We start from the raw sequence: 11,979 nt of genomic DNA on the forward strand, positions 1-11,979 counted from the left end.
GGACATGATCCAAACGTGGGCGCCGGACGACCTGTGGACAGTGGCGCGGCCGTTGATTCCGGTTGCTGCGAAACGACCTCAGGGCGGCGGCAAGCGCCGGGCGGACGACCGAGCGGTCCTCGCAGCGATCGCGTACATGGTCCAGGCGGGGTGTTCGTGGCGGAAGCTGCCCGCCGTGTTCTTCGGGGTGTCCCGGCCGACGGTGCACCGCCGGTTCACCGAGTGGACGAAATCCGGGCTGTGGGAACAGATCCATCACGAGCTGCTGCACCGGCTGCAAGTGGCGGGTGGGATCGACTGGACCCGGGCGATCGTCGACTCGATCAGCGTCCGCGCTGTGAAAAGGGGGATCTGACCGGGCCAAACCCGGTCGACCGCGGCAAACCGGGCTCGAAGATCCATGTCCTGTGCGACCGTCGCGGGATACCGCTGCAGGTGCTGATCTCCGCTGCGAACACCCCGGACGCGCAGGTGCTGTTCCCGCTGCTGGACGCGTTCACGCCCGTCCGCGGGCGGCGTGGCCGCCCACGGCACCGGCTGGAGAAGCTGCACGCGGATAAGGCCTACGACCAGAGAGCGATCCGGGCGGAGGTCCACCGCCGTGGCATCAAGGTCCGGATCGCCCGCAAGGGCGTGGAGTCCTCCGAGCGGCTAAGCCGGCACCGGTGGATCGTCGAGTCATGCTTGTCCTGGTTCACCAACAACCGCCGACTCGTCCGCCGCTACGAACGCAAAGCCGAGCATTTTCAGGCCTTCGCCGACCTGGCAGCCATCCTCATCTGCCACCGCCGACTCATCAAACTCACCAAGTGAGACACCCCCTTATGCGGACCTCATGGTTATGCCTGTCGGCGCTCAGGTAATTCCCCAGCTGTAGCGGTCTGCCGCTCACGTAATTCCCCACCCGGCCGCTCACGTTATTCCCCACGGAGATGACGAGCGGTTTGGTGGTGGTGGGTCCTCGCGATCATGCAACGTCCTCCCTCGTCCGGGTGATGGATGAGGGAGCCGATGGCGAGGAGAACGTTCAACGTGGTCGATGTGACCGAGATCTTCATCCACTGGTATGCGGGCCGCTCGATCAGCGAGGTGGGCGTATCGCTGGGCGTGGACCGCAAGACCATCCGTAAGTACCTGGCGCCGGCGGTCGCGGCGGGACTGGCGCCGGGCGGTCCGGCGATGACCCAGGCGGAGTGGGCGGCGCTGGTCATGCGCTGGTTCCCGCAACTCGCGGACACGACGTTGCGGCAGGTGACCTGGCCGGAGATCGGCAAGCACCACGACTACATCGTGGCGATGCTCAAGGTCGGCGTCACCCAGGCGACGATCCATCAGCGGCTCCGCGACGAGCACGGTCTCGGCGCGAGCGTGGCGTCGCTGAAGCGGTATGTCGCGGCAAACCTGCCCGAGGACGTCCGCCGCGACCAGGTCGTCGTCCTGCGCGACGAGGCTGACACCCCGCCCGGGGAGGAGGCCCAGATCGACTACGGGCACCTCGGCTACTGGGTCGACCCGGTCTCGGGGCTGCGCAGGCGGGTGTGGGCGTTCGTGATGGTCCTGGCGTGTTCCCGGCACATGTTCGTCCGGCCGGTGCTCGTCATGGACCAGGCCGCGTGGACCGCGGCGCATGTGACCGGGTTCGCGTTCTTCGGCGGCGTCCCACGCCGTCTGGTGCCGGACAACCTGCGCACCGGCGTCGACCGACCGGATCTCTACGACCCGAAGATCAACCGTTCGTATGCGGAACTCGCCGAGTATTACGGGGTGCTGATCGACCCGGCCCGGTCCCGCAAGCCGCGGGACAAGGCCCGGGTGGAACGGCCGATGCCGTATGTCCGGGACTCGTTCTGGCGCGGCCGGCAGTTCACGTCCGTCGCGCAGATGCAGTCCGCGGCGGTGGACTGGTGCCGGGACGTCGCCGGCAGGCGGGCGTCCCGACCGTTGTCCGGTGCCGCGCCCGCAGCAGTGTTCGCCGCAGTCGAGGCGGAGACGCTGCAACCGTTACCTGGCAAGCCGTTCGTTCTCGCCGTGTGGTCCACCGCGATGGTCGGCCCGGACATCCACGCCAAGGTCGGCAAAACCATCTACTCAATCCCGTGGCGATATCTGGGCCAACGCGTCGACGCCCGCTCCACCCCGACCGTGGTCCAGTTCTTCCACAATGGACAGCTGATCGCCACACACGGCCGGAAACCGCAGGGCAAACAGACCGACTTCAGCCACTACCCGCCGGAGAAGATCGCGTTCCGAATGCGGACCCCGACCTGGTGCCGGACCCGCGCCGCCGAGATCGGCCCCGCCGTCGAGGAAGTCATCGCCGGGCTGCTGCAGGTCAACGCCCTGTTCCGGCTCCGCGCCGCCCAAGGCGTCCTCGGCCTCGCCGACAAACACACCCCGACCCGCCTCGAGGCCGCGTGTCACCGGGCGATCGCGGTCGGGGACCCGTCCTACCGCACCGTCAAAGGCATCCTCGCCGCCGGCGCCGAGACCGACCCGCCGCCGCCCGCCGCGGGTGACGGAGGCGCCGCTGCGCACCTGCACGGCCCTTCGCAGCTGTTCGCGAACGTCATCCCCCTGCCCACCACGAACGCCGACACCGGCGTGGACCTGTCCAGCACGAGCGGCGAGCCCACCGACCACGACGGCCGCGGGGACGACGAACGGGCCACGCCCGACACGGCGGCGCTGGCATGAACGACCCCACCGCAGCAGCCGTAACACCCTCCGGGGCCTACCCGCTACCGGCACCCGTCGACGACCCCCGATTCACCCACGGCCTGTTCAGCGACATCGCAGAAACGCTGCAGCAGCACGGATTTCCGTACCTGACCAGCAGGGACCGAGTGAACCTGATGATCGCCCTGCACCAGTTCATCTACGCACCGCAGGAGACCTCATGACCAGCACCAGCACCGTCATCGACACCACCCTGCGCGACAGCCTCCGCGCGTTGAAACTGTCCGGCATGCTGCACTCCCTCGACGCCCGCCTCGCCCAGGCCCAGGCCGGGGAACTCGGCCATCTGGACTTCCTGCAGGTCCTCTGCCACGACGAAATCACCCGCCGCGAGAGCATGGGCATGCAACGACGGCTGCGCCACGCCCGGTTCGAGCACAACACCACCCTGGAAGAGTTCGACTTCGCCGCCAGCCCGAAACTCCCCGCCGCGCAGATCCGCGACCTCGCCGCCCTGCGCTGGCTGCAGACCGGCGAATCCGTCGTTCTGCACGGACCCGTCGGCGTCGGCAAAACCCACATCGCACAAGCCCTCGGACACCTCGCCGTCCGCCGCGGCGCCGACGTCCGCTTCATCAAAACCAGCCGCGCCCTCGCCGACCTCGCCGGCGGCCACGCCGACCGCACCTGGCCCCGCCGCCTCGCCGAACTCGCCCGCCCAGCCCTGCTCATCCTCGACGACTTCGCCATGCGCGAACTCACCGCACAACAAGCCGACGACCTCTACGAACTCATCTCCGAACGCGCCCAAGCCGGACGATCACTCATCGCCACCTCGAACCGTTCACCCACCGACTGGTACCCACTGTTCCCCAACCCCGTCGTCGCCGAGTCACTCCTCGACCGGCTCATCAACACCAGCCACCAGATCTTCATGAACGGACCCAGCTACCGACCCAACAAACGACCCGGCCGCGCCGCCTCGACAACCAAGACCACCACCAAGTAGAACTACACCCGAGGCCCACCACCTGGGGAATTACGTGAGCTCAACACCGGGGAATTCCGGAGCGAGGCGACTCAGGCGTGTTCAAGGCCGTGTTAATCACCCGGTAGCCGTCGATGGGCGGTGCGAGTCAGTATGGCTGTCCGGTCGCCGCCGCGAGGGCCCCGGTCGCACGAGTTGCCAGACGCCCGGCGACGGCCGCGTTGCACCTCAGGTGTTTCGTGGTGCGCGTGCAAGTGGATGCGGTTCGCCGGTCAATGTTGCGAGCGCTTCGGCGACCTCGTCGAGGTAGGCGCGGATGTATGTGGATGTCGTGCCCGCGTCCGATCGGCCGTTGTGCCCGGCGAAGGCCCGGGCGATACCGTAGCCGAAACGCCGTTCGACCCACGTCAGCGTGGTGTGCCGGATCCAGTGCGTGCTCACCTGCTGTGTTGCCACCCACGGTAGATGCATGCCAAGTCGCCGCCAAAGGTAGTCGTAGCGGCGGGTGGTGATTGGTTGTCCGTTGCGGTACCGCAGTAATGGACCGTGTCGGTCGCCGTTGGTGTCTCGCTCTTGGTGGTGTAAGACGAGGTGATGCATGAGCGTAGGTGAAACCGGTTGCCAGCGAAGTGTCTCGCCCTTTTCGTGAAGGCGGATCAGGCACTGGACGGGGTCGAGATCGATCGGACGAAGCGCGAGCGCCCCGCCTCGACGGCATGCCGTCTCGGTGTGAAGGCGCAGCAGGAGTGTGTCGAGGTCGGGATCGTTGCCGGTGACGCTGGCTGCACCGACAATCTGAGCAAGTTGCTCGTCTGACAACGCTCGTCGTGTGCTTGCAAGGCGTCGAGGTTTGGGAACGCGAGCCGACGGGTTGTCGCTTTCGGCGATGTACCCGTCTGCGACTGCATGGCTGTAGAGGCATCGCAGTGCTGCGATGGTGTGCTCTGCTGCTGTACGGCCGCCACGGGAGTTGCTTCTTACGCGGGCGTTGCTCTTGATCCGCTCGGCGAGCTGTTTGATCTCCAAGGGCGTCGGCTCGTTCAGTCGCCGCTCGCCCCAGGCGTCTCGAATTCGCCTCCAGTAGCTGGTGTAGGCGCGCCGTGTGCCAGCGGAGACGGCGTCCGACACGCGGTCGATGTAGTCGGTGAAGGTCGGTGCGTCGCGAGGACGAGTGGCAGCGCCCAATGTCTCGGCGGTGATGCCGAGCTGTTGCAGCACGACGCGGGCGGTCTCGAGGTCGATGGTTGCCGGTGTCTGTCTGTGGACTCCCATGTCATTTACGTCCAGGTGGTTTCCTGCTGGAGGCGCTTGACGAATTCATCGAGTACTGACGGCGGGCAGATCGTCAGCTGGTCCGCCCCGGTAGCAGCAGTCATGTAGAGCCTGTCGCCGCTGGTGATCTGGAGGACGTGCCGGACCGATGCCGATAGCCGAATGTGCCCCTGGTTGGTGACGTGCTCCTGGCTGGCCGCGTCGGGGACGATCACGATGAGCGGAGCCATCAGGCGGATCGAAATGGATAGGCCTGGAGCCCACGCAAGCGCTTGCAGAGGCGATCGATCGGCGAGCCGGCCGTTGACGTCGATGGTAGTCATGACCGAGTAGCTGGTGCTCGGTTTGAGTCGGTTGGGGAATTGGGCTAGCGGCAGCCCGATCGGTCGATTTGTTGCGACGCGCGGCTCGCTGCAGTGCAGTTCATTGCACGATGCGGGGTTATGTGATGTGTCTCCTGAAGAGGAAATCCAGTTCAGCGCGGGAATCATCGTGAACCTTGCGGCAAGTGGCCGTATTGCCGATAGTCGTGGCGTGATTTACGCCATGCTGTCGAAGTCGATTGCCGTCGTGGCGTTCGTGCCATATTGGAACGTTGACATGGATCTGCGTCAGAATCTAGTTAGCCAGCATCTGGTGCGACGCGGAACGAATCTCAACCGCATCTACGCGAGCCGGTCCTGATGGGCGTGGGCCTGTGCGCGGACGGCCTTCCGGAAGGCGATGCTGATATCGGCACTGACGTGATCCGCTCCCGCTGTGGAGTCAGACTCGTGATACTTGTTGTATAGCAGCCGGCATCCGCGGATGCCGGCGAGAAGGTCTTCGAGGAGGTCTCGGGCCGGCCGTCGGGGATCGAGCGGGGTCAGCCGGATCGCCGACGGTGCGGGCGGCCGGCCAGGGATTCCTGAGTCAGCGTCAGCTTCGATGATGGCGTAGGCAGCAGCACTGCCGAGCGGCAGTTCGCCGTCCGCGATGACCATCGCCTCTTGCACCAACGACAAAACCGCGTTCGCCGGTGTCCACCCGTCGTCAATCATCTCCAGAACGGCGGTCGGCGTGGTGTGGGGGAGAGCTTCGATCTTGTCGGCCGCGCGTACGGCCGCTATCGCCGGGATGTCGGCGAGGTCTTCGACGGCTGCCGCTGCGGCAGCGAGCCAGTGGGCCGCGGCGACGGCCGCTGCCGTCGGGTCAAAGTGCAGGAACAGCTCGTCGGATCCCAGGGTGTGCTCAGCAAGGAGCCGGTCCGCCGCAGCGACCTGTGCCGGTGACACGTCTTCACGGGTCATGGTCACTGCTTGTTGGGCACGTCCGGTGATGTCACCGCACTCCGCCTGCTCCACGGCGGCGAGCTCCACCTCGACGTCAGCGATGACTGCCCTGGTCAGGTCGGCGTCCTCAATGTCGCACAGGGCGCGGCCGACGAGGTGAGCGGCCTCTTCGACCAGGTCATAGGAGACGATCAGGGTGCCGTCATCGTTGGGCAGGTTCGGCTCTCGAATCGCCTTCGGAACGAGGGAGAAGGAGTCGCGGGTCTGCTGGCGCCTCCACCCTTCCGTGTTCGGTGCCGTGCTGGACAACGCTGAAGCGGGATGGGTGTAGCAGCGCCACAGTTGTCGCGACAGGCGGCTCAAAGCCTCGGCCAGCACCAGCCTCTGCAGCAAGTGGGCTGTTGCCGGCAGGACTGCGACCGTTCGCGCCGTCTCGCCGTAGCCCGCATCCCAGCAGCAGATGAGTTCATGCCGGTCGTTGTGAACTGCGTAGCGCGTCATCGACGGGTGACTCCTTCGCTCGGGAGAGGTCGGCTCGAAGTGTTGACGATGGGACTCGTCGTGTGAAGTTGGCCAGGGTTAGCCACTAGGAGTGCGTCCTTGGAGCGCTGGGGCCCAGGATTGGCGGACCCATCGACTTGTAATCGGAAGGTTGTGGGTTCGGCCCGGTCGGCAATCGCCATTATTGTCACCGTTCTCGAACGGTGATCGTCTGGCCTGCAGCGGCCGAGTCCGGTGCCAGTGATGGGGCAAGTGGATGTGGCTCGCCGGTGAGCGCTGCGAGCGCAGCGGCGACTTCGTGGAGTGTCGCCCGGACGTAGGTTGCGGTGACGCTGGCGTCACCGCTCATGTGACCGGCGTATGCCTGCGCGACTGCGTAGCCGAATTGGCGTTCGACCCATGTCAGCGTCGTGTGCCGCAGCCAGTGGGTGCTGATCTGTTGTGTGGTCACCCAGGGGAGTGCGCGTCCGATGCGTTCCCAGAGATGGTCGTATCGGCGCCGGGAGATCGGCCGGCCGTCGCGGTAGCGGAGAACGGGAGTACCTGGTGCAGCCTCGCGTTCCTCGATGTGTCGCAGCAGGTGGCCCATCAGCGTGGGGGAGACCGGCTGCCACCTGACTGTCTCGCCCTTCTCCTTCAACAAGATGAGGCACTGCTCCGAGTCAAGGTCCGCCGGTAACAGCGCAAGCGCGCCGCCGCGGCGGCAAGCGGTCTCGGTGTGCAGACGCAACAGCAGCGTGTCCAGGTTCGGATCGGCGCCCGTTGTGCTCGCGACCTGGTTGATCTCCGTCAGGCGCGTATCGGCGATCGCTCGGCGGGTGCTGGGCAGCCGACGAGGTTTCTCCACCTTCTGGGCAGGGTCATCGGCAGCGCTCAGGTACCCGTCGGCGACGGCTCGCTTGTAGAGGCAGCGCAATGCGGCGATGAACAGCTCCGCAGCGCTGCGGCCTCCGCGCGCGTTGCGCCGTGCCACGACGTTCGCCTTGATCTGCTGAGCCAGGCGCTCGATCTCGGACGGGGTCACCTCGTCCAGGCGCCGGTCTCCCCAATGCTCCACCAGCCGCTTCCAGTAGGAGCTGTAGGCGCGACGGCTGCCGGTCCCCACTGCGTCAGCCACCACAGGGACGTACTCGGAGAACGTGGGTGTCTGCCGACGGTCCCGTGCGGCCTGATGCAGGTCGGCGGGGGAGACGCCGAGACGGTCCAGCAACAGCAGGGCGGCGTCAATGTCCGCACGTGCGGCAGTCATGTGGCGTCACCGCCCAGCACGGCGCGGTGACGATCGCCGATCATCACGTCGAGGGCGGCCGGCGGATGGATCACCAGCCGCCGCTCCTCCGGCTCTGCGGCGATAAGCAGCCGATCGGCAGGCGAGATTGCGCAACGGCGCCGGACGACGGCCGGAATGTACAGGTGACCCTGCCGGGTGACCGTAAAGACGCCCCGAGGGTTGGCGTCGACGACCAGCAGGCCGCCGTGCTCCTGGATGGCGTACCGAGTGCCGGGCTTCCAGCCCATCACCCGGACGATGGCCTGATCAGCAAGCCTGCCGTTGCAGTCGATCGCCGGCAGGGCGTAGACCGTCTGACGGGTCCGCCGATCGGCGAAGGTCGGCAGCGGCAGCGGGCCACGGACGGGTCGTCTCGAAGCTGCCTGACCGCTCGCCGCGTCGGCGGGGGAGGCCGGGACGAGTGCGGGCACGATGCTGGTCATGGACGGCACCGCCGTCCACCTGAATCCAGCACAGCTGCTTGGGTGGCGTGTTCGAACGCGCTCGAACACAGGTGCGTCAAACGACGCAGGGATGCTATGGGTTTGTGTCGAAGGGGGGACTTGAACCCCCACGCCCTATACGGGCACTAGCACCTCAAGCTAGCGCGTCTGCCATTCCGCCACTTCGACCGGCTGAACCATTGTACGTGGTGTCTTTCGACCCCGCCTCAACGGCCCTGCGATAGGTTACACGGTCTGGGGCGATCTTGACGAATCGGGGGGTCGACACGCGGCGGACCCCGGCGCGGCGGGTGTCGAGGGCCTGGTGCCGCGGGCGGCTGGAGGGGCCGGTCGCCCGCGTGGCCTACACGTTGAAGATGCTGACGCCGCCCGGGCCGATCAGCAGTGCCACGACGATGAGGATGATCCCCCACAGAATTTGCCGGCGCAGGAGCGCGACGACACCGGCGATGCCGATCAGCACTGCAATGATCCACAGGATGGTTGCCATGAAGGTCTGGTACCGCAATGTGCCGATCGACAAACATGAGCCCGTTCAGAGGTCCTCTTCCCAGGTGGTACGGCGGGAGAGCGCGTCCATCACCTTGTCCACGACGCCGAGGGCCGGATCGACGACCTTGTTGAGCGGCGGGGTCGACGGCGTGCCCGGGTGTGGCCGGGTGGGGGCGGCGCTGCGGGCGATCTCGACGCGGTTGCCCAGCCGGACGAGTTCGCTGTCGGTGCAGCGTTCGCGCAGGGCCGGGAAGAGCTCGGTCGTGGTGCGGTGCGTGTGCTTGCGGACGTGGTCGGCGACGGAGCGCAGGGCCTTGTCGTCGGCCTGGGTGTGCAGGCGGCGCAGGGCGAGGAGCAGCTCCGCGTCGGCGGCGAGTTCCCGTTCGGCGATGGCGGCGCCTGCCGGCAGTACCGAATGGATCGCCGGATAGAGGTATTGCTCCTCCGCCGACAGGTGCCGGGCTAGCGTCGCCACCAGCACGTCGGACGCGGCGGGCTCGGTGGCCGCGCGGTTGCAGAGCCGGCGCAGCGCCGCGTGGTCCTCGTCGAGCAGCTCGAGCATGCTGCGGCCGGCCGGTTCGTACTCCTCGTCGGGCACGCCCGGGACCGGGGGTAGCGGGGGCAGGTGGGCCTCACTCATGCGGGCGGGGTACCCGAGCGCCCAATGCTTGAAACTGCAGGTTCCTGTCCAGTAGTCCCATATGTGGTGATCTGGCGAGGAACCGCCGTTCTGCCGGGAGTCCGGGCGGGTGGTCCTGGCCTCGGTGGGCTACGCGGCCGGGTTCGGGTAGTGAAGTTTTGTGTGGTCTGGCGAACACGCATGGTAACCGCCGCCGGACCACCCGGGAAACTGTCGGACCGGCCTGATATGACTTCTCCATGGACGCCACCGACGAGGTCATCGACATCTGCCGCGACCTGCTGCGCATCGACACCACGAACACCGGCGACCTGGACACCAGCGCCGGGGAGCGGGTCGCCGCGGAATACGTGGCGGAGAAGCTCGCCGAGGTCGGCCTCCAGCCCGAGATCGTCGAGAGCGAGCCGGGGCGGGCGAGCGTGCTGGCCCGGTTCGAGGGCGCCGACCCGTCCCGCGACGCGCTGCTGATCCACGGCCACCTCGACGTGGTGCCCGCCGACGCGTCGGAGTGGTCCGTGCACCCGTTCGCGGGCGAGCTCAAGGACGGCTACCTGTGGGGGCGCGGGGCCGTGGACATGAAGGACTTCGACGCCATGGTCCTGGCGTTGGTACGGCAGATGCAGCGCGAAGGCCGCAAGCCCCCGCGCGACGTGGTGCTGGCCTTCGTCGCCGATGAGGAGGCGGGCAGCACCTATGGCGCGCAGCACCTCGTCGAGCACCACCGAGGGCACTTCGACGGCGTGACCGAGGCGATCGGCGAGGTTGGCGGCTTCTCGGTCAGCGTCGGCGGCGACCAGCGCCTCTACCTGATCGAGACCGCCCAGAAGGGCATCGACTGGCTGCGCCTGCACGCCAAGGGCCGCCCCGGCCACGGCTCGATGATCAACGACGACAACGCGGTCACCGCGCTGGCCGAGGCGGTCGCGCGGGTCGGCCGGCACAGGTTCCCGGTCGTGCTCACCCCGACCGTGCGCGAGTTCCTGGAGCAGGTCTCGCAGGTCCTCGGCATCGAGCTGGACGCCGACGACCCCGAGGCCGCGGTCGGCAAGATCGGGCCGATCGCGATGATCATCGGTGCCACGCTGCGCAACACCGCGAACCCGACCCGGCTCGCCGCCGGGTACAAGGACAACGTGATCCCCGGCCGGGCCTCCGCCACGATCGACTGCCGGACCCTGCCGGGGCAGTCCGAGCTGTTCGAGGAGGAGCTGCGGCGCATCGTCGGGCCGGACATCGAGCTGGAGTACATCCACCGCCAGCCGGCCCTGGAGACCACCTTCGACGGGGACCTGGTCGCGGCGATGTCGGCGGCGCTGCGGGCCGAAGACCCGGGGGCGATCCCGGTGCCGTACATGCTCAGCGGCGGCACCGACGCCAAGCAGTTCGCCAGGCTGGGCATCCGCTGCTTCGGGTTCTCCCCGGTGCGCCTGCCCGCCGACCTGAACTTCGGCGCGTTGTTCCATGGCATTGACGAGCGCGTTCCCGTCGAGGGACTACAGTTCGGCGTGCGAGTGCTCGACAGGTTCCTGCAGCAGTCCTAACGCTTCAACGACCTCAGGGGGAGTCCCATCATGACCGACCGGCACGCGGAGCTCGAAGCGGCGCTCGAGCGCGTGATCGCGGCGGCCCGCGAGCATCTGGCCGCGGTCAAGGCCGCCAACGGGCGGGCCGACGACGACGAGGTGTGGCGCGCCTACGTGGAGCTCAACAACGCCTCCAACAGCTACGACGAGCTGCTGCTGGACGAGTTCGGCGAGGTCACCCCGTGGGACGTCGAGGCCATCGACCCGGAGGAGGCCGACCGCCAGCTCGGCGTGGGCATCGGCGGCGTCGACGGCACCGAGGCCGAGGACCCCCACCCGCAGGTCATCTCGGTGCGCCAGCGCCGCGACTACCGCGTCCCGAGCGTCGCCGCCCTGCTCCGCCTGGCCGAGGCCGCCCGCCGCGCCAACCCGGGCGACGGCGACGGCTCCGCGGTCGAGACCGTCGGCGAGGCGGTCCTGGAGCTGATGCAGGCCGGCGACGGCTCCCTCGGCGCCCTGGACATCCCGGAGCTCGAGTCCCTCGACGGCGTCGTCATCGTCGCCGAGGTGGAGACCCCGCTGGACCCGGAGACCTACGAGGACAACGACGGCACCGGCCCCTTCACCCTGAACCAGGGCGACCGCGTCGTCGACCGCCTGGACGAGCACGCCTTCATCGACCTCGACGACGACCTGGCCGAGGACGAGGCCGCCGAGTCGACCGACGAGTCCGCCAACCGCCGCTGACCCCGGGCCCCAGGGCCCGAGACCGCGACCCGGGCCGCGGCGACGATCCCAACCGATCGCGCCGCGGGGTGGCGTACTCGTGGACGAAGAAGGTCACGCGGCCCGAGACAGACAACGCCGAGGAGATGACGCGGT

13 protein-coding genes, 1 tRNA gene and 1 pseudogene are annotated in these 11,979 nt (G+C 67.7%); 7 read left to right on the plus strand and 8 right to left on the minus strand.

Annotated elements, in window-relative coordinates:
* The first annotated feature begins 4 nt into the window (after window positions 1-4).
* From AB0M46_RS37575 to istB, 4 genes and pseudogenes are all read left to right on the plus strand, one after another.
* Window positions 5-813 (plus strand): IS5 family transposase gene (locus AB0M46_RS37575; protein WP_363344218.1). Its coding sequence is split into 2 segments (ribosomal slippage): window positions 5-340 and window positions 343-813, totalling 807 coding nucleotides; the frame shifts between segments, so codons are not numbered across the junction.
* Window positions 814-1,032: 219 nt separating this feature from the next.
* Window positions 1,033-2,487, plus strand: a pseudogene (istA, locus tag AB0M46_RS37580) (IS21 family transposase); the annotation flags it as partial.
* 203 nt (window positions 2,488-2,690) lie between these two features.
* Entirely contained in the window at window positions 2,691-2,900 is a 210-nt protein-coding gene (locus AB0M46_RS37585; protein ID WP_363344194.1) for a hypothetical protein, read from the plus strand.
* Window positions 2,897-3,685, plus strand: coding sequence for an IS21-like element helper ATPase IstB (gene istB, locus AB0M46_RS37590; protein ID WP_363344196.1), 789 nt, complete (start codon window positions 2,897-2,899; stop codon window positions 3,683-3,685). The genes AB0M46_RS37585 and istB overlap by 4 nt, the downstream gene beginning before the upstream one ends.
* Window positions 3,686-3,892: 207 nt before the next feature.
* Here istB and AB0M46_RS37595 read toward each other — a convergent pair whose 3' ends face one another.
* A complete protein-coding gene (locus tag AB0M46_RS37595; protein WP_363344198.1) occupies window positions 3,893-4,882 on the minus strand; it encodes a site-specific integrase in 990 nt (329 codons plus the stop codon).
* A 59-nt stretch (window positions 4,883-4,941) separates the two neighbouring features.
* Window positions 4,942-5,259 carry a hypothetical protein gene (locus AB0M46_RS37600; RefSeq protein ID WP_363344200.1) on the minus strand — a complete coding sequence of 106 codons (318 nt, stop codon included), beginning with the start codon at window positions 5,257-5,259 and terminating at the stop codon, window positions 4,942-4,944.
* 127 nt (window positions 5,260-5,386) lie between these two features.
* Here AB0M46_RS37600 and AB0M46_RS37605 point away from each other — a divergent pair, with 127 nt between their 5' ends.
* Entirely contained in the window at window positions 5,387-5,620 is a 234-nt protein-coding gene (locus tag AB0M46_RS37605; RefSeq protein WP_363344202.1) for a hypothetical protein, read from the plus strand.
* Here the strand turns inward: AB0M46_RS37605 and AB0M46_RS37610 are convergent.
* The 6 genes from AB0M46_RS37610 to AB0M46_RS37635 all read right to left on the minus strand — a co-directional run bounded on the left by AB0M46_RS37610 (window position 5,602) and on the right by AB0M46_RS37635 (window position 9,574).
* A complete protein-coding gene (locus AB0M46_RS37610) occupies window positions 5,602-6,708 on the minus strand; it encodes a hypothetical protein (protein WP_363344204.1) in 1,107 nt (368 codons plus the stop codon). The two genes, AB0M46_RS37605 and AB0M46_RS37610, sit on opposite strands and share 19 nt — an antisense overlap.
* A gap of 187 nt (window positions 6,709-6,895) precedes the next feature.
* Window positions 6,896-7,957 carry a site-specific integrase gene (locus AB0M46_RS37615; RefSeq protein ID WP_363344206.1) on the minus strand — a complete coding sequence of 354 codons (1,062 nt, stop codon included), beginning with the start codon at window positions 7,955-7,957 and terminating at the stop codon, window positions 6,896-6,898.
* The gene (locus AB0M46_RS37620; protein ID WP_363344208.1) at window positions 7,954-8,421 is read right to left on the minus strand and encodes an AbrB/MazE/SpoVT family DNA-binding domain-containing protein; all 468 of its coding nucleotides are present in this window, start codon (window positions 8,419-8,421) and stop codon (window positions 7,954-7,956) included. Before AB0M46_RS37620 ends, AB0M46_RS37615 begins: the two co-directional genes overlap by 4 nt.
* Before the next feature lie 105 nt (window positions 8,422-8,526).
* Window positions 8,527-8,610: transfer RNA gene (locus AB0M46_RS37625), tRNA-Leu, on the minus strand.
* Between the two features lie 175 nt (window positions 8,611-8,785).
* Complete coding sequence (locus tag AB0M46_RS37630; RefSeq protein ID WP_344616877.1) at window positions 8,786-8,932, minus strand: GPGG-motif small membrane protein; 147 nt, start codon at window positions 8,930-8,932, stop codon at window positions 8,786-8,788.
* Window positions 8,933-8,977: 45 nt separating this feature from the next.
* Window positions 8,978-9,574: a hemerythrin domain-containing protein gene (locus tag AB0M46_RS37635; RefSeq protein ID WP_363344210.1), complete on the minus strand. Its 597-nt coding sequence runs from the start codon at window positions 9,572-9,574 to the stop codon at window positions 8,978-8,980.
* 239 nt (window positions 9,575-9,813) lie between these two features.
* Between AB0M46_RS37635 and AB0M46_RS37640 the strand changes: the two genes are divergently transcribed.
* Together AB0M46_RS37640 and AB0M46_RS37645 are read left to right on the plus strand one after the other, a co-directional pair.
* Window positions 9,814-11,115, plus strand: a complete 1,302-nt coding sequence (locus AB0M46_RS37640) for a M20/M25/M40 family metallo-hydrolase (RefSeq protein WP_363344212.1) — start codon at window positions 9,814-9,816, stop codon at window positions 11,113-11,115.
* 30 nt (window positions 11,116-11,145) lie between these two features.
* Window positions 11,146-11,844, plus strand: coding sequence for a hypothetical protein (locus AB0M46_RS37645; protein WP_363344214.1), 699 nt, complete (start codon window positions 11,146-11,148; stop codon window positions 11,842-11,844).
* The last annotated feature ends 135 nt before the right edge of the window (window positions 11,845-11,979 follow it).

Source organism: Dactylosporangium sp. NPDC051485, from assembly GCF_040682015.1.
GTDB lineage: Bacteria > Actinomycetota > Actinomycetes > Mycobacteriales > Micromonosporaceae > Dactylosporangium.